Below are 17,396 nucleotides of genomic sequence, written 5' to 3'. Positions count from 1 at the left end.
TTGGCGCGATCTTTCGTCGCGCGCATGCTGCGATATTAGCGCCGCCGCGCGCGGGCGCAACTTGCTGCCGCCTGCGCGAACAGGAGTGGCGAGGCGACAATGCTCGCGATGGGAAATCTTTAGGGTTTGGTGCGATTTTCGCGCCGATGGCTATGGACGAGGCAGATGATCGTGCCGCAAATTGTACCTCCGAGCACCCTCGCCTGAGCGGATCGCCCACCGATGAGCCTGCGTACCCGGTTACTGATCCTCGTCATCGCGGCCATGCTCGTGCCGGCGTTCCTGGTCGGGCTGCGCTTCGTGCAGAACCGGACCAGCGAGATCGACGCGGCGCTGGCCAACCTGGCTGCGTCCGCCGACGACATCGCCAGCGATCTGGACGAGAAGATCCAGGGCACCGCCCAGCTTCACTACGGGCTCGCCCGAGCCCGCGACCTCGACACGCGCGACAGGGCGGCGTGCTCGGCGTTTCTGTCGGATGTGCGTGAAGAGTATCCGCAATTCACGGGTATCCTGACCATCGATCCCGACGGCAGCCTGTTCTGCGATTCCTTACGGACGAACCGCACACTCGACCTGAACGACCGCGGCTACTTCAAGCAGGTCAAGGGCCAGCAGGGCGTCGTGGCGGTGGAGCCGGTGTTCGGCCGCCTCACCGGGCTGTCGGTGCTGCAGATCGCCTACCCCGTGCGATCGGATGCGGGCGCGCTGAAGTTCGTGCTGCTCGCGTCCTTCAACCTGAACAAATTCACGGAGTTTCACGACAAGCGGCTGCTCGCCGAGAAGGACATCCTGCTCGTCGACGCCAAGGGTACGGTCCTGGTCGCTCCCAAGGGCGGCGGCTGGAGCGTGCCCGTCGGCGGGTCGATGGCGGGCTCCGACCTGTTCCGCTTTGCGGCAGCGCCCGATGGCGAGCCATTTCGGGAGGTCACCGATCCCGCGGGCCGCACGCAGATCTGGGGCGTTGCCCGCTCGCCCTCGATCCGCAAGGCCGGCCTCTACATCCTGGTCGGGCGATCCAAGGACGGGCTGGTCGCGGCGGCCAACCGCCGGCTCTACGAGGACATGGCGATTCTCGCGGTGGCCTTGCTGCTGCTCCTGGCCGGCCTGTGGATCCTCACGACCGTGAGCATCGGACGACAAGTCGGGCGGCTCGCCGCGATGGCAAAGAGCCTCGGGCGCGGCGATCTCAGCGCGCGCATTCCGGAGCCCCATCCGAGCGGCGAGCTCGGCGGCCTGATGAGTTTGCTCAACAGCACGGCCGAATCGCTCGAGCAACAGCGCGCCGCCATCGCCGATCTCAGCCACAAGCTCAGCCAGTCCCAGAAGATGGAGGCCATGGGCCAGCTCACCGGCGGCGTGGCGCACGACTTCAACAATCTGCTGACCGTCATTCTCGGCAATTCGGAGCACCTCGCCGACAGGCTTGCGGGCAACAAAGAGCTGCACCGGATCGCCAACGACATAGCCACCGCGGCCGAGCGCGGCTCCGACCTGACGCGGAGCCTGCTCGCCTTCGCACGCAAGCAGCCGCTGCGGCCGCGCGAGATCGACATCGCCGAGCAGGTGACCGGCATGAAGCAGCTGCTGCGGCGGACCATGGGCGAGCACATCGAGTCCAGCTTCACCTTCGCACCGGATCTCTGGATCGCCAGCGTCGATCCCGGCCAATTGGCGACGGCCGTGCTCAACCTCGTGCTCAACGCGCGCGATGCGATGCCTGACGGCGGCAAGCTGATGGTCGAGGTGCGCAACGCTTCGCTCGGCGAATCCGACCTCGACGTCAACGGCGAGCCGCGGCCGGGCGATTATGTCATGCTGGCTGTGAAGGATACCGGAACCGGCATGAGCAGCGAGGTGTTGGGACGCGCGTTCGAGCCGTTCTTCACCACCAAGGAGGTCGGCAAGGGAACGGGCCTCGGCCTCAGCATGGTCTATGGCTTCGCGCGGCAATCCGGCGGCCTCGTGCAGATGCAGTCCGAGCCGGGTCAAGGCAGCGTCGTCAGGCTGTTCTTCCCCCGCCTTTCGACACCGCCGAACGAGGAGCCGCGGCCGGCAGAGCGCGTCTCCGCACCCGACGGGCATGAGACAGTCCTCGTCGTCGAGGACGACGACATGGTGCGAGCCTATGTCGAGAACGAGCTGAAGGCGCTCGGCTACCGCGTCATCGCGGCATCGAACGGGCCCGCGGCGCTGGACGTGCTGCGCCAGGCGGGGGACATCCAGCTGCTGTTCACTGACGTCGTGATGCCCGGCGGCATGTTCGGGCCTGAGCTGGCGAAGCAGGCGGTTCAATTGCGGCCCGGCCTCAAGGTGCTCTTTACCTCCGGCTACAGCCAGAATCCCGTCAAGGCGCCCGACGGCATCGGCGACGCCCGCATCCTGACCAAGCCGTTCCGCCGCAAGGATCTCGCCGCCATGCTGCGGGCCGCGCTCTCCGAGCCGTCGCGGTAGATCAGGACGCGATCGCAAGGCGGAGCGCCACCGCGAGATTGGCCGCGAACAGGCCCGCATCGATCACGAAGATCCGGAGCATCGGGCCCTTCAACACCGGCCAGTAGGCGACGCCAACGCGTCCACCACGCATCAGCACCGGGAGGTTGTAGGCGAACTGGCTGAAATGGCAGGCGGAGAAGAACAGGAACAGCGCGAGCTGCGCCTCGGCCGGCTGGAAGAAGGCCGGACGCGCTGCGAGAAGATAGAGCGACAACGGCCCGATCGGCAGGTTCATGCCGCCCAGGAACGCCACGCTCGCCGCGAGCGTCGGCGCGATCGGATTGCTGCGCTCTTCCCGTGGCAACAGGATCTTCAGCGTGTTGCGTTGAGGGATGCTGAACTGGATGAAGGCGCCGGCGAACCAGAGCGTGTTGAGAAGCAGGACGATATCCGAAGCGCGCATGGTCATTTTCCGTAGAAGGCTTCGCTGCGGACGACACGCCCCATTTCGTCGAAATCCATGAACTCGCTGGCCCTGACGTCGCCGAGCTGCCACCACACGACCAGCCGCGCGATCGTATCGTCCCAGCTCCAGCTCAGGATCTTGAGGTCGGCGCTTGCGATGTGGCCATAGGCCTTCTGCCAGTAGGCGCGGATGCTCTCGGCACCGCTCACGACCGGCGAGCCGGTCAGCGTCAAGGCCAGAGGACTTCGCATCTGCGCGTCGTCGGCAAAATGCGCGACGACGGCATCGATATCGACCCTGCACCAGCTGGCGCACCATGCAGCGACAAAAGGCCCGGCCGCCGCGCGATTCATTGCCTGTCCGTGCACTGCCTGTCCGCCCATGACGCGGCCCTCCCCTCGCTCGTTGGCGAGGAAGGTGACAAAGCCGGCCTCTCATGTCAACTATATTGACTTGAGATTCGTCAATTGTGGTCGGCGATCGCCTCCATGACGGCGATCCAGGCCGCCGTGCTGGACGACCCGGCGCGATCGAACGCCTGGCGCATGACGTTGCGCTCGTGGTCGGAGGCGCGCTGCTCGATGCGCTGCCCGGCCGCCGTCAGGCGCAGCAGTTTCGAACGGTGCTGCTCGGGCGAGCGCCTGGACGTCACGAGCTTGCTTTCAATCAGCAGATTGAGCGGCCGGTTGAGCGCCTGCTTTGAAATGCCGAGGACCTCGAGCAGCGCGCCGATCGCGATATCGGGTCGGCGCGCCACGACATAGAGAATGCGATGGTGCGGGCGCGACAGGCCTTGCTTCGCAAGGTATGCGTCGGCCTCGAGCGTCATGCCGCGCCAGCCGTAATACATCAGCTCCAGCGCCGCATCGAGATCGTGCAGCTTGTCGAGCGAGGCGCGGTGAAGTCCCGCGGCTTGAGACGTCTTTGCCATGGCGGGGAAGCTAGCCTTTCGCGCGCAGCTCGCGCCGCAGCACCTTGCCCGTCGCCGTCATCGGCAGCGTGTCGGCGAACGCGACGAAGCGCGGATATTCGTGGGCAGCGAGCTGCACCTTCACGAACTCCTGGATCTCGCGCGCGAGCGCATCGGTGCCGGCAAAGCCGGGACGCAGCACGATCCAGGCCTTGATCGACTCGGTGCGGATCGGATCGGGGATGCCGACGACCGCGGCCATCGCCACCGAGGGATGCTTCATCAGCGTGTGCTCGATCTCGGACGGACCGACGCGATAGCCGGCGGTGGTGATGACGTCGTCCTCGCGGCTGACGTACCAGAAATAGCCGTCCTCGTCCTGCACGCCGAGATCGCCGGTGAGCAGGAATTCGCCGGCATATTTCTTCGCCGTCGCCTCCGGATTGCGCCAGTATTCGAGCATGGTGACCGGGCACGGCTGGCGCACGCCGATGATGCCGCGCTGGCCGCGCTTCTGCTCTTCGCCCTTGTCGTTGACGATGCGGACGTCGAAGCCCGGCGTCGCCTTGCCCATCGAACCCGGGCGGATCGGAAACAAATTGGAGTTGCTGCCGATCACGAGATTGCACTCGGTCTGGCCGAACACTTCATGTGCGTCGATGCCGAAGGTCTCTCGCACCCAGCCGAGCAGCTCGCCGCCGAGCGATTCACCGCCGGTGAAGATGCTGCGCAGCCGGACGTCCGGATGCTTCACGCCGGCCTGCCGCATCAGCTTCAGCGCGGTCGGCGGCAGGAAGACATTGCGCACGCCAAGATCGGCCATCATCTGCATCGCCGCCTGCGGCTCGAATTTTCGCGCGCGATGGCCGACCAGCGGAATGCCGTGATACCAGAACGCGAGCAGGCCGTTGACGAGGCCGCCGATCCAGGCCCAGTCCGCCGGCGTCCACATGAGATCGCCGGGCCTGGGCAGGAAGTTGTGGCACATCTCGACGTTGGGGAGATGGCCGAGCACGACGCGGTGCGCATGCAGCGCGCCCTTCGGGTTGCCCGTGGTGCCCGAGGTGTAGATGATCAGCGCCGGATCGTCGCACGACGTATCGACCCGCGTGAAGTCGGGCGATGCGGCCTTCACCGCGTCCCAGAACGAGGTCGTGCCCGAAGGCGCGCGCGCGCCGACGACATAGACGGTCTTCAGCTGCGGCAGGCGATCGCGGATCTTGGCGAGTTTTTCCCAGCCGCCCTCGTCGGTCACGATGGCCTTGGCCTCGGAGTTCGACAGGCGGAATTCCAGCGCGTCCTCGCCGAACAGCGCGAACAGCGGGATCGAGATCATGCCGGAGCGGAACGCCGCCATATGCGCGACCGGCAATTCCAGCGATTGCGACAGGAAGACCGCAACGCGGTCGCCCCGGGAAAGCCCGTCCGCCTTCAGCACATTGGCGAAGCGGCGCGACATCTCGGCGATCTCGTCGAAGGAGGTGCGGCTGGTCGCACCGTTCTCGTCGACATAGATCAGCGCAAGCCGCCCGATGCCGTCGGCATGGCGATCGCAGCACGCCTCCGCCATGTTGAAGCGATCAGGGATGTCCCAGCGGAAATTGCGATAGAGCTCGTCGTAGGTCTTGGCTTCGGTGAGCATCGGCTTGGTCGTCTTCCCGGTGTCTTCTTGTTGGGTCCAGTCTAAAGCTGTGAGTGCTCGGGACAAGAGCCTCTCGGCGTCATTCCGGGGCGACGCGTCAGCGTCGAGCCCGGAATGACAGCAGGGCTCACCGCACCGTCGCGAAGAACGTCCTGACGTCGCGCACGAACAGCTCCGGCTGCTCGAAGGCGGCAAAGTGCCCGCCCTTCTCCATCTCGCTCCAATGGGTGATGTCAGGGAAGTTCGGCTCCATCCAGCGCCGCACCGGCGTGATGATCTCCTTGGGAAACACGGCAACGCCGGTCGGCACGGTCACCTTGGGCGTGGTGCGGCGCTTGCCAAAACTCTCCCAGTAGAGCCGCGCCGAGGACGTCGCGGTCTCCGTCGCCCAATAGAGCATGACGTTGTCGAGCAGCTCGTCCTTGCCAAAGATGTTCTCGGGATGCCCGTTGCAATCGGTCCAGGCCCAGAATTTTTCCAGGATCCAGGCCGCCTGCCCGCTCGGCGAATCCGTCAGGCCATAGCCGAGCGTCTGCGGGCGCGTCGACTGCTGCTTGGAATAGCCCGAATCGAGATCGACATAATGCTTGAGGCCGGCGAGCGCGCGCTTCTCTTCCGCCGTCGGCTCGCCCTCGACCTTCGGCGCCGCGTTGAAGGCGAGCGTGATGTGGATGGCGGCGCAGTGTGTGGGGTCCTGCGCGCCGAGCGAGGTGGTCACCGCCGAGCCCCAGTCGCCGCCCTGCGCGCCGTAACGGGCATAACCCAGCCGCGCCATCAGCTTGGCCCAGGTCGCGGCGATGCGGTCGACGCCCCAGCCGGTCGTCCTGGGCTTGGCCGAGAAGCCGAAGCCCGGCAGCGAGGGACAGATCACGTGGAAGGCATCGGCGGGATTGCCGCCATGCGCGACGGGATCGGTGAGCGGCGCGATCACCTTCTGGAATTCGACGATCGAGCCGGGCCAGCCATGGGTGATGATCAACGGCAGCGCGTTCGCTTGTTTCGAGCGCGCGTGGATGAAATGGATGTCGAGCCCGTCGATCTCGGTGGTGAATTGCGCGAACCGATTGAGCTTGGCCTCGCGGGCGCGCCAGTCATAGTCGTTGGCCCAATAGGCGCAAACTTCCTGAATCCACTTCAGCGGCGCGCCTTGGCTCCAGTCGTCGACCAGCTCCGCTTCCGGCCAGCGCGTGCGGGCGAGGCGTGATTTGAGGTCCGCGAGGATGTCGTCGCTGATGGCGATGCGGAACGGTTTGACGGCGGTCATCGGCTGCCTCCCTTCTTTTCTTATGGAGAGAGTAGACCGAACTGATGCCGCATCAAAGGTACCCATCCTCCCCTGGAGGGGGAGGATCGGTTCGCATAGAGCGAAGCGGCGTGCGAACCGAGGTGGGGTGACAGTCTCTCCACGGAAGCGCTGCCCGAGTGGAGAGATCACCCCACCCCGCTCGCGCTACGCGCGATCGACCCTCCCCCTCCAGGGGAGGGTAAGCAGTTAGCCCGACAGCGCGGCCTTCACCAGACCGCTGGCCTTGCCGAAATCCATCTGCCCCGCGTACTTGGCACGCAGCACCGCGATCACCTTGCCCATGTCCTTCATGCCGGCGGCACCGGTTTCAGTGATCGCATCCGCGATCGCCTTCTTCACCTCGTCGTCGGCCATCTGCTTCGGCAGATAGGCCGAGATCACCGCGATTTCCTCGCGCTCCTGGGCTGCGAGCTCGGCGCGGCCGCCTTTCTCGTAGAGCTCGACCGATTCCTGGCGCTGCTTGATCATCTTCTGAAAGACGCCGAGCAGGTCGGCATCCGACAGCGGCGGCTTGCCCTGGCCGCGCGCGTCGATGTCGGCGTTCTTGATGGTCGAGTTGACCATGCGCAGCGTGGACAGCTTGCGCTCGTCCTTGGCCTTCATGGCCTCCTTGACCGCATTGTTGATGTCGTCGCGCAGCATGATCGTGATCCCTTCGAATATATGACGCCTGATCTAGGCCGTTCGCGCCCGTGAGACAACCTCGGTTCCAAGCCATTCGGCCAGCGCCCGTGCCGTTGCTTCCGGCTGCTCGGCTTGCGGCAGGTGTCCGCAGCGCTCGAGGATCACGAGCCTTGCGCCGGCGATGCCCGCGGCCATTTCCTTCGAGAGCGCATTGGGGATGGTGTTGTCGGCATCGCCCGTCAGCACCAGGGTCGGACACTTGATGGCCCAAAGCGTCGGGCGCGAGTCCACCCGCGCGATGATCGCGGTCTGCTGCCGCAGATAGCCCTCGACGCCGACGTCCTCGTCCTGCGCGTGCACGAGCTTCAGGATGGCGGCATCATCGCGCCGCGAGGGGTGCACGAGCTCGGGAAAGCTCTCCTCGCGGATGGCGCGCAGCTCGCCGCGCCTCGCCCGCTCCATCAGGCCGCGGCGGCGCTGGGTCGCCTCCGGCGTGTCGGGCCGCGCCTGGGTATTGATCAGCGCGAGTTTTGCCACCCGCTCGGGGGCCTGGCGCATGATCTCGAGCGCGATGTAGCCGCCCATGGAATGGCCGGCGAGCGCGAAGCGCGGCGGCGCCTCGCTCAGCACCCGGGCGGCGATATCGGCCATGCTGTCGTCGCGGATATGGTTGGCGATCATCACCGGGCCGAACCGCCATAGCGCCGGGACGACGGGAGCGTAGATCCGGGCCGAGGAGGCCAGCCCCGGAACCAGCACAATCGGGGTGGTCTGGTCCATTATTGCCTCGCAAGCCGCTCAAATTGCCGGAAATTATCGACGCAAGCTTAAGTGCCCGAGGCGGGCTGTCAAATATGCAAAAACGCATGTGAATCGGCGCATCTGCGCTTTGACGGCGGCGCCCGCGGGGACTATGAAACGCGCTCATGACACAACATGACAACGATACCGCCTGGCCGGACCACAAACCGACCGCGCTCCTCGTGCTTGCCGATGGCACGGTGCTCGAAGGCTTTGGCCTCGGTGCCGAGGGCCACGCCGTCGGCGAGGTCTGCTTCAACACCGCGATGACCGGCTATGAGGAGATCCTCACCGATCCCTCCTATGCCGGCCAGCTCATCACCTTCACCTTCCCGCATATCGGCAACGTCGGCACCAACGACGAGGATATCGAGACGGTGAACATGGCAGCGACGCCGGGCGCGCGCGGCGTGATCCTGCGCACCGCGATCACCGATCCCTCGAACTACCGCGCCACCAAGCATCTCGACGCCTGGCTCAAGGCGCGCGGCATCATCGGCCTCTCCGGCATCGACACCCGCGCCCTGACCGCGCTGATCCGCAGCAAGGGCATGCCCAATGCCGTGATCGCGCATGCCAAGAACGGCGAGTTCGATCTGCATGGCCTGAAGGAAGAGGCGCGCGAATGGCCCGGCCTCGAGGGCATGGATCTCGTGCCGATGGTGACGAGCGGCCAGCGCTTCACCTGGGACGAGACGCCGTGGCTGTGGGACAAGGGCTTCGGCCGCCAGGACAAGGCGGAGTTCAACGTCGTCGCCATCGACTACGGCATCAAGCGCAACATCCTGCGCCTGCTCGCCGGCGTCGGCTGCAAGGTGACGGTGGTACCGGCAACGACCTCGTCCGCAGACATCCTGGCGATGAAGCCGGACGGCGTGTTCCTGTCGAACGGTCCGGGCGATCCGGCCGCGACCGGCAAGTACGCCGTGCCCGTGATCCAGGACGTCATCAAGTCGGGCACGCCGACCTTCGGCATCTGCCTCGGCCACCAGATGCTCGGGCTCGCCGTCGGCGCCAAGACCAAGAAGATGCATCAGGGCCATCACGGCGCCAATCATCCCGTCAAGGACGAGACCACCGGCAAGGTCGAGATCACCTCGATGAACCACGGCTTTGCCGTGGACGAGGCGACGCTGCCGAAGGGCGCGACGCAGACCCACATCTCGCTGTTCGATGGCTCCAATTGCGGCATCCAGCTCGACGGCAAGCCCGTGTTCTCGGTGCAGTACCATCCCGAGGCCTCACCGGGCCCGCGCGACTCGCACTATCTGTTCCAGCGTTTTGCCGATCTGATGCGGCAGAAGAAGAGCGCATAGGACAAGAACGCCAGCGGACAATGCCGCCGGCTGTGGGGCCCGTCACGGACGCATGAACATGAAGTCCGTGTCGGGATCGCAGTTCTCGGCGACGAAGCGCAGCTCCGCCTGGATGTCGGCGACGGACCTCGTCTCCAGGTATTTCGAGATCACCAGACCCAGCAAGGCGCGGCAGACGGCTTCGTGCCCGAGACCCGACGCCTCGGCGTCGTCGATGGCCGCCGAGAAATGACGCTGCGCAACGTCGGATGCGTACATGGCGTTCCCTTTTTCTTCCAGTTCGATTTGCCCGCCATTGGCTCGCCGTGCCTTGATCCCGGTCAAGCCGGCCCGGAGCGGCGCAGGAACAAGGGGACGTGCATCGTCTTGATCCCAAAACGGTTGTTACCCGGAGCCCCGCCATGTCCGCCGTCCGCGACAATGCCGAGCCGCTCGCCATCTTGTTCAGGGATGACGGGCTGGTGCCGAACAACATCCTTCCCTTCCTGGTCTACCAGGACGCGGTGAAGCTCGATCCCGAGCGACCCGAGGAGACCATCGAGCATCTGTTCGAAGCGAACGGCTGGGGCGGCACGTGGCGCAACGGCGTTTACGACTATCTGCACTATCACGCGACGGTGCACGAGGTGCTCGGCGTCGCCCGCGGCAGCGCGCGCGTCCGCTTCGGCGGCGACCACGGCCAGGAGCTGGAGATCAAGGCCGGCGATGTCGCGATCCTGCCGGCCGGCACCGGGCATCAATGCATCAAGGCGAGCGATGATTTCTGCGTGATCGGCGCCTATCCGCCCGGCGCGAAGATGGAGATCACGCGCGCAACGCCGGAGAACCATGCCAAGGCGCTGAAGACGATTCCGCAAGTCGCGCTGCCGCCGGCCGATCCGGTGACGGGCAAGAATGGCGCGTTGGCGAGGTTGTGGCGGTAGCCAAGCAGATGGTGCCGTAGGGTGGGCAAAGCGGAGCGTGCCCACGCATTTTTCGCGATCGAGAGAGAGATGGTGGGCACGGCGCGCGAAGAGCGCGCCTTTGCCCACCCTACGATATTCCGCTACGCCTCGTTGCCGCCTTCCTGACGCGTCGCCTCGAACAGGAACCAGGTCCGGCGCTCGGTCTCGTCGATGAAATTCTCGAGCAGGCTCGCGCTCGCCACGTCTTCGGCCTTGTCGCAGACGTCGTGCGCTTTGCGCATCGCGGCGGCGACGTGCTTGTTGTCCTGCATCAGCTCGCGCAGCATCTCGCGCGGCGGGACATAGTCCTCGTTGTTGTCCTTGATGGTCTGGAGCTTTGCGATCTGTCCGATCGACTTCAGCGTGGTGCCGCCGATCTTGCGGACGCGCTCGGCGAGCTGGTCGGTGGTGGCGAAGATCTGGTCGGACTGCTCGTCGAGCAGCAGATGGTAGTCCCGGAAGTGCCGCCCGCTGATGTGCCAGTGGAAATTCTTGGTCTTCAGGTACAGCGCGAAGGCGTCGGCCAGAAGCACGTTGAGCGCCTCGGAGACCTTCTTGACCGCGTCGGGCGACAGATCGGTGGGGGTATCGAGATCGGGCGAGACCTTGTTGTTGGTTTTGCTCACGGGAAACCTTCCTGTTAGGACGCGGACATTGACGGCGCGCCGTCACACCCCTAACGCAAGGCGGGCAGCGCCGGTTCCAGAGCAGGAACTGATTGGCCGGGACCTTCGAAGACCATGGACGATTGGATCGATTATTACGACTCCACGCACACGATCTATGTCAGCAAGCTGCATCGCGACTTGCACTTCCAGATCATCGCGCGGGACATCATCGGCTACATCACCTCGCCGGACGCGACGGTGCTGGACTATGCCTGCGGGGAGGCGCTGTCGGCGAGCCAGGTGGCATCGGCTTGCGGCAAGCTGATCCTCGCCGAGCCCGCGCCCGGCGTACGCGGCCGGCTGATCGCGCGGTTTGCCCCGAACACCAAGATCCGCGTCCGCTCGCTCGACGACGTCCGCAAGATGCAGGACCAGTCGATCGACCTCGTGGTGATGAACTCAGTCGCGCAGTACATGACGCCGGACGAGCTCGATGCCGCGTTTCTCAACATCCGCCGTATCCTGACGCCCTCCGGCAAGCTGGTGCTGGGGGACATCCTGCAGCCCAATGTCGGCATGTTCAGGGACGTCATGGCGCTGCTCGGCTTCGGCCTGCGGCACGGCTTCCTGAAGGACGCACTGATCGGGCTGATCAGCACCGCGCTGTCGGATTACCGCCACTTGCGCACGCGCATCGGGCTGCAGCGCTACAGCGAGGACGAGATCACCGCCAAGCTGAGGGCCGCGGGCTTTGCGGTTCAGCGCGCCCACACCAATATCGGCCATAATCGCTGGCGCATGACCTTCATCGCCCGGCCGCCGCTGGTTCGTTAAGCATAACAATTAGCCGTTGTAGCTTGTCGCACTGCAATCGGACATGATCGCCGCGGCCCGGTGGCGGAAGCGTCTACGCGAGGGCGGTGCAACGCTCTTCATCCTGGTTCAAATCCAGGCCGGGTCTCCAGCCTTCGCTGGCTTCGCCAGCTTCGGCTCGGCAAGCCCTATCGTGCGAAGGCTGCCGCGGCGAAGCCCGAAGGGCGAAGCCGGGCGTGACGGATCTCATCGGCGACCTCAATCCGCCTCAACCACCTCACACCCCGCCAACAGCTGCAGCCGCTCCGCATCCTTTGCGGCTGATTTGATCACCGCATCGAGCAGGCCGGGAAAGCGCGCCTCCAGATCCTCACGGCGCAGCCGCATGAAGCGGTTGGTGCCGGCGACGCGCGTCTGCATCAGGCCGCATTCGCGCAGCTTGGCGAAGTGATAGGCGAGATTCGACTTGGCCCCGAGACCGCTGAAGTCGCCGCATCGCAACTCGCTGCTGACACGTTCCTGCTGGGCGAGCTGATAGACGATCGCCAATCGGATCGGATCGCTCAGGCAATCCAGAACCATCGGCAGCTCGATCTGCTCGCGGGTGGGGTGGAGGGGTGTGCGGCTCATGGTCTTGAATCATAGCGAGCCGGCCGCAATGTTCAATAGTTCTTGAACCGATTGACAGCATCGCCCCGACGCTCAATAGTTCAATAAACATTGAACATAAGGTTGGACCCGATGAGCGTTTTCTGGCTGGCCCTGGCGGCCTTTGCGATTGGAACAGAAGGCTTTGTAATCGCGGGGCTTTTGCCCGGCATCGCCGCGGATTTGCAGATTTCGGTCCCGGCCGCCGGCCAGTTGGTCACCGCCTATGCCCTCACCTACGCCGTGGGTTCCCCGGTCCTGGCCGTCGCGCTGAACAATATCGACCGCCGCACCGTGCTGGCCCTGGCCCTTGCGACCTTCATCGCCGGCAATCTCGCGGCGATGGTGGCGTCCAGCTACGCCCTGCTGCTGGCCTCGCGCATGCTGATGGCGCTGGGCTCCGGCCTGTGCGTGCCGACGGCCATGGCCGTGTCCGTCGCGGTCGCCGCTCCCGAACGCCGCGGCCGCGCGGTGGCGCTGGTCACCTCGGGCATCACGGTCGCGACCGTCATCGGCGTTCCCCTCGGCAATCTCGTCGGCAGTCTGCTCGGCTGGCGCGCGACCTTTGCGATGGTCGCCCTGATCAGCGCCGTTGCGCTCGCCGGCCTCCTGCTCGGGCTGCCCCGCGGCCTGCCGCGCAACACGGCCTCGCTCGGCGAGCGGCTGGCGGTGGCGCGCCACAGCCACGTGCTGGTCGCACTCCTGATCACCATCCTCTGGGCGCTCGGCGGCTTCACCGTGTTCACCTATTTCGCGGTTCCCCTGCGCAGCCTCGGCTTCGACGCTTCGCAGATCAGCCTGGCGCTGCTGGTGTTTGGCGGCGCGGCGGCGATCGGCAACATGCTCGGCGGCGTGCTGGCCGACCGGCTCGGCACGCTCGCCACCGCAGGCCTCGGGCTTGCCGGCATGGCGGCTGCGCTGGTCCTGCATTCGCTGGTCCTGAAGCTGATGCCCGGCGAGGCCCATTACGCGGTGCTGGGCGCGATCTTCCTCTGGGGTATCTCGGGCTGGGCGTTCTATCCGGCCCAGGTCGCCAGCATCATCCGGATCGAGCCGCAGGCCTCGATGATCGCGCTCTCGCTCAACGCCTCCGCCATGTATCTCGGCTTCGCCATTGGCGGAGCCCTGGGCGGCGCGGTGCTGGCCACCCTCTCCCCGAACGACCTCGGCTGGATCGGCGGAACGAGCGTTGCGGCCTCGCTTCTGGTCCACCTCGCCCGCGGCTGGCAGGCCCGGCCAAAACCGGTCAAAATTGCCGGTTGATGGGCATTTTTCGGGGTTTCGCCGCCCCGAAAACTGGTCTAAGACCCACCCGCGCGCGAGGGAGACCACCGCGCTCTCGGCTTAAGGGGACGCGCGGCAAGCGCGCCCTTTTTTTGTGCCCAAATTCCACTTCGACTTCGGCGAGAGTTGATGCCCAAACGTACAGACATCACCACCATCCTGATCATCGGCGCCGGTCCCATCGTGATCGGCCAGGCCTGCGAGTTCGACTATTCGGGCACCCAGGCGGTGAAGACGCTGAAGGAAGAGGGCTATCGCATCGTCCTCGTCAATTCCAATCCGGCCACCATCATGACCGATCCGGAATTGGCCGATGCGACCTATATCGAGCCGATCACGCCCGAAATAGTTGCGAAGATCATAGAAAAGGAACGTCACGTCCTTCCCGGCGGCTTCGCGCTGCTGCCGACCATGGGCGGACAGACCGCGCTGAACTGCGCGCTGTCGCTGCGCCGGCAGGGCACGCTGGAGAAGTTCGACGTCGAGATGATCGGCGCAACTGCCGACGCCATCGACAAGGCGGAGGACCGCCAGCTGTTTCGCGAGGCCATGACCAAGATCGGGCTCGAGACGCCGAAGTCGCGGCTCGCCAACGCCTCGGCGCTGAAGAAGTCGTTCCGCGACAAATACCTCGCCGAGCGCGAAAAGCTCTCGGGCGCCGCGCTCGAAGAGCATGAGCGGCAGTGGACCCTGGGCGAGAGCGACCGCCGCAAGCGCTATCAGGAATACGCGCTCGGACAGGCGATGATGGCGCTGTCCGAGATCGGCCTGCCCGCGATCATCCGCCCCTCCTTCACCATGGGCGGCACCGGCGGCGGCATTGCCTACAACAAGGAAGAGTTTCTCGACATCATCGAGCGCGGTCTCGATGCGTCTCCGACCAACGAGGTGCTGATCGAAGAATCCGTGCTCGGCTGGAAAGAGTACGAGATGGAGGTGGTGCGCGACAAGAAGGACAATTGCATCATCGTCTGCTCGATCGAGAACCTCGATCCGATGGGCGTGCACACCGGCGACTCCATCACGGTCGCGCCGGCGTTGACGCTGACCGACAAGGAATACCAGATCATGCGCGACGCCTCGCTGGCGGTGCTGCGCGAGATCGGCGTCGAGACCGGCGGCTCCAACGTGCAGTTCGGCGTCAATCCCGAGGACGGCCGCATGGTCGTGATCGAGATGAATCCGCGCGTGTCGCGCTCCTCCGCTCTGGCTTCGAAGGCCACCGGCTTTCCGATCGCCAAGGTCGCGGCAAAACTCGCGGTCGGTTACACGCTGGACGAGATCGCCAACGACATCACCGGCGGCGCCACCCCGGCTTCGTTCGAGCCGACCATCGACTACGTCGTCACCAAGGTGCCGCGCTTCGCCTTCGAGAAATTCCCCGGCGCCTCCACCACGCTGACCACATCCATGAAGTCGGTCGGCGAAGTCATGGCGATCGGCCGCACCTTCCAGGAGAGCCTGCAAAAGGCGCTGCGCGGGCTCGAGACCGGGCTCACCGGCCTCGACGAGATCGAGATCGAGGGTCTCGGCCGCGACGACGACAAGAACGCGATCCGCGCCGCGCTCGGCACGCCGACGCCGAACCGTATCCTCCAGGTCGCCCAGGCCATGCGGCTCGGCTGGTCGAACGAGGAGATCTTCAACTCCTGCAAGATCGACCCCTGGTTCCTCAGCGAGATGCGCGGCATCGTCGACATGGAGGAGAAGGTCCGCAAGAACGGCCTGCCCGGCAATGCCTTCGGCATGCGCACGCTCAAGGCCATGGGCTTCTCCGACGCGCGGCTTGCCGTGATCGCGCAGACGACCGAGGCCGAGGTGACGGCGAAGCGCCACGCGCTCGGCGTTCGCCCCGTCTACAAGCGCATCGACACCTGCGCGGCCGAGTTCGCTTCGCCCACCGCCTACATGTACTCGACCTATGAGTCGCTGTTCGCGGGCGCGCCCGCGGACGAGAGCACCCCGTCCGACAAGAAGAAGGTCATCATTCTCGGCGGCGGCCCGAACCGCATCGGCCAGGGTATCGAGTTCGACTATTGCTGCTGTCACGCCTGCTTCGCGCTGCATGACGCCGGCTACGAATCCATCATGGTCAACTGCAATCCGGAGACGGTGTCGACCGACTACGACACCGCAGACCGGCTCTATTTCGAGCCGCTCACCGCCGAGGACGTGCTGGAGATCATCGCCAAGGAGCGCAGCAACGGCACGCTGCACGGCGTGATCGTGCAGTTCGGCGGCCAGACGCCGCTGAAGCTCGCCCGTGCGCTGGAAGCCGCCGAAGTGCCGATCCTCGGCACGTCGCCCGACGCGATCGACCTCGCCGAAGACCGCGACCGCTTCAAACGCGTGCTCGACAAGCTCCGTCTCAAGCAGCCGAAGAACGGCATCGCCTATTCGGTCGAGCAGGCCAGGCTCGTCTCCGCCGATCTCGGCCTGCCATTGGTGGTGCGTCCGTCCTACGTGCTCGGCGGCCGCGCGATGCAGATCATCCGCGAGGAGAACCAGCTCAACGACTACCTGCTCGGCACGCTGCCGGAGCTTGTGCCGGCCGACGTCAAGGCGCGCTATCCCAACGACAAGACCGGGCAGATCAACACCGTGCTCGGCAAGAACCCACTGCTGTTCGACCGCTATCTGTCGGATGCCACCGAGATCGACGTCGATTGCCTCTGCGACGGCAAGGACACCTTCATCGTCGGCATCATGGAGCACATCGAGGAAGCCGGCATCCATTCCGGCGACAGCGCCTGCTCGCTGCCGCCGCACTCGCTCGACGCGAAGATGATCGAGGAGCTGGAGCGGCAGACCCGCGAACTCGCGCTCGGTCTCGACGTCGTCGGCCTGATGAACGTACAATACGCCATCAAGGACGGCGAGATCTACGTGCTCGAGGTCAATCCGCGCGCCTCGCGCACGGTGCCCTTCGTCGCCAAGGTGGTCGGCACGCCGGTCGCCAAGATCGCAGCGCGCATCATGGCCGGCGAGAAGCTCGCCGACTTCAAGCTGCAGAAGGCGAAGCTCAAGCACGTCGGCGTCAAGGAATCGGTTTTCCCGTTCGCGCGCTTCCCCGGCGTCGACACCGTGCTCGGCCCCGAGATGCGCTCGACCGGCGAGGTCATGGGCATCGACCGCAACTTCGAGGTCGCCTTCGCCAAGAGCCAGCTCGGCGGCGGCACGCGAGTCCCGCGCAAGGGCACGGTGTTCGTCTCTGTGCGAGAGAGCGACAAGACGCGTATCGCCGAGGCCGTTCGCGAGTTGCATTCGCTCGGCTTCAAGGTGCTGGCAACCTCGGGCACCCAGCGCTTCCTGGCTGATCAGGGCATCCCGACCGAGAAGGTAAACAAGGTGCTGGAGGGCCGGCCGCACATCGTCGATGCCATCACCAATGGCGACGTCCAGCTCGTCTTCAACACCACCGAAGGCCCGCAGGCGCTGGCCGACAGCCGTTCGCTGCGGCGCGCGGCCCTCTTGCATAAAGTGCCGTATTACACCACTCTTTCCGGGGCCGTGGCGGCCGCGCAGGGCATCCGCGCCTATCTTGGCGGGGACCTTGAGGTTCGTACCCTGCAGAGCTACTTTTCGGAAACCTGATCGC

16 protein-coding genes and 1 tRNA gene are annotated in these 17,396 nt (G+C 65.4%); 7 read left to right on the top strand and 10 right to left on the bottom strand.

Features of this window, described 5'->3' with window-relative positions; all coding sequences use genetic code 11:
• Positions 1–222: 222 nt before the first annotated feature.
• Positions 223–2,454, top strand: a complete 2,232-nt coding sequence (locus CO669_RS02765; protein ID WP_097657641.1) for an ATP-binding protein — start codon at positions 223–225, stop codon at positions 2,452–2,454.
• A 1-nt stretch (position 2,455) separates the two neighbouring features.
• Here CO669_RS02765 and CO669_RS02760 read toward each other — a convergent pair whose 3' ends face one another.
• The 7 genes from CO669_RS02760 to CO669_RS02730 all read right to left on the bottom strand — a co-directional run bounded on the left by CO669_RS02760 (position 2,456) and on the right by CO669_RS02730 (position 8,164).
• Complete coding sequence (locus CO669_RS02760; protein WP_097657963.1) at positions 2,456–2,899, bottom strand: hypothetical protein; 444 nt, start codon at positions 2,897–2,899, stop codon at positions 2,456–2,458.
• Between the two features lie 2 nt (positions 2,900–2,901).
• Entirely contained in the window at positions 2,902–3,285 is a 384-nt protein-coding gene (locus tag CO669_RS02755; RefSeq protein ID WP_097657640.1) for a nuclear transport factor 2 family protein, read from the bottom strand.
• Between the two features lie 80 nt (positions 3,286–3,365).
• Complete coding sequence (locus CO669_RS02750) at positions 3,366–3,833, bottom strand: MarR family winged helix-turn-helix transcriptional regulator (RefSeq protein WP_097657639.1); 468 nt, start codon at positions 3,831–3,833, stop codon at positions 3,366–3,368.
• A gap of 10 nt (positions 3,834–3,843) precedes the next feature.
• A complete protein-coding gene (locus CO669_RS02745; protein WP_097657638.1) occupies positions 3,844–5,454 on the bottom strand; it encodes an acyl-CoA synthetase in 1,611 nt (536 codons plus the stop codon).
• A 127-nt stretch (positions 5,455–5,581) separates the two neighbouring features.
• Entirely contained in the window at positions 5,582–6,718 is a 1,137-nt protein-coding gene (locus tag CO669_RS02740) for an epoxide hydrolase family protein (RefSeq protein ID WP_097657637.1), read from the bottom strand.
• Positions 6,719–6,946: 228 nt separating this feature from the next.
• Positions 6,947–7,402, bottom strand: coding sequence for a GatB/YqeY domain-containing protein (locus tag CO669_RS02735; protein ID WP_028140491.1), 456 nt, complete (start codon positions 7,400–7,402; stop codon positions 6,947–6,949).
• A 33-nt stretch (positions 7,403–7,435) separates the two neighbouring features.
• A complete protein-coding gene (locus CO669_RS02730; RefSeq protein ID WP_097657636.1) occupies positions 7,436–8,164 on the bottom strand; it encodes an alpha/beta fold hydrolase in 729 nt (242 codons plus the stop codon).
• Positions 8,165–8,310: 146 nt separating this feature from the next.
• Between CO669_RS02730 and carA the strand changes: the two genes are divergently transcribed.
• Positions 8,311–9,501, top strand: a complete 1,191-nt coding sequence (gene carA, locus CO669_RS02725; protein WP_097657635.1) for a glutamine-hydrolyzing carbamoyl-phosphate synthase small subunit — start codon at positions 8,311–8,313, stop codon at positions 9,499–9,501.
• A 42-nt stretch (positions 9,502–9,543) separates the two neighbouring features.
• Here carA and CO669_RS02720 read toward each other — a convergent pair whose 3' ends face one another.
• Positions 9,544–9,825 (bottom strand): hypothetical protein, encoded by a 282-nt coding sequence (locus CO669_RS02720; RefSeq protein ID WP_245444143.1) that lies wholly within the window; start codon positions 9,823–9,825, stop codon positions 9,544–9,546.
• A 77-nt stretch (positions 9,826–9,902) separates the two neighbouring features.
• On the opposite strand from CO669_RS02720, the gene CO669_RS02715 reads away from it, so the two are divergent.
• Positions 9,903–10,424, top strand: a complete 522-nt coding sequence (locus CO669_RS02715) for a cupin domain-containing protein (RefSeq protein ID WP_097657633.1) — start codon at positions 9,903–9,905, stop codon at positions 10,422–10,424.
• Between the two features lie 122 nt (positions 10,425–10,546).
• On the opposite strand, the gene CO669_RS02710 is transcribed toward CO669_RS02715, so the two are convergent.
• Complete coding sequence (locus CO669_RS02710) at positions 10,547–11,071, bottom strand: Dps family protein (protein WP_097657632.1); 525 nt, start codon at positions 11,069–11,071, stop codon at positions 10,547–10,549.
• A gap of 114 nt (positions 11,072–11,185) precedes the next feature.
• On the opposite strand from CO669_RS02710, the gene CO669_RS02705 reads away from it, so the two are divergent.
• Positions 11,186–11,887, top strand: a complete 702-nt coding sequence (locus CO669_RS02705; protein WP_097657631.1) for a class I SAM-dependent methyltransferase — start codon at positions 11,186–11,188, stop codon at positions 11,885–11,887.
• A 54-nt stretch (positions 11,888–11,941) separates the two neighbouring features.
• Positions 11,942–12,017: transfer RNA gene (locus tag CO669_RS35580), tRNA-OTHER, on the top strand.
• A gap of 107 nt (positions 12,018–12,124) precedes the next feature.
• On the opposite strand, the gene CO669_RS02700 is transcribed toward CO669_RS35580, so the two are convergent.
• Positions 12,125–12,496: an ArsR/SmtB family transcription factor gene (locus CO669_RS02700; RefSeq protein WP_097657630.1), complete on the bottom strand. Its 372-nt coding sequence runs from the start codon at positions 12,494–12,496 to the stop codon at positions 12,125–12,127.
• Positions 12,497–12,607: 111 nt separating this feature from the next.
• Here CO669_RS02700 and CO669_RS02695 point away from each other — a divergent pair, with 111 nt between their 5' ends.
• Both CO669_RS02695 and carB read left to right on the top strand, forming a co-directional pair.
• On the top strand, positions 12,608–13,777 hold the full coding sequence (locus CO669_RS02695; RefSeq protein ID WP_097657629.1) for an MFS transporter: 1,170 nt from the start codon (positions 12,608–12,610) through the stop codon (positions 13,775–13,777).
• Between the two features lie 150 nt (positions 13,778–13,927).
• Positions 13,928–17,392, top strand: coding sequence for a carbamoyl-phosphate synthase large subunit (carB, locus tag CO669_RS02690; RefSeq protein WP_097657628.1), 3,465 nt, complete (start codon positions 13,928–13,930; stop codon positions 17,390–17,392).
• The last annotated feature ends 4 nt before the right edge of the window (positions 17,393–17,396 follow it).

Source organism: Bradyrhizobium sp. Y36, assembly GCF_002531575.1.
In the GTDB taxonomy this organism is placed as follows: domain Bacteria; phylum Pseudomonadota; class Alphaproteobacteria; order Rhizobiales; family Xanthobacteraceae; genus Bradyrhizobium.
Note: the sequence above shows the minus strand (reverse complement) of the source record. Positions and strands in the feature narration are given on the sequence as shown.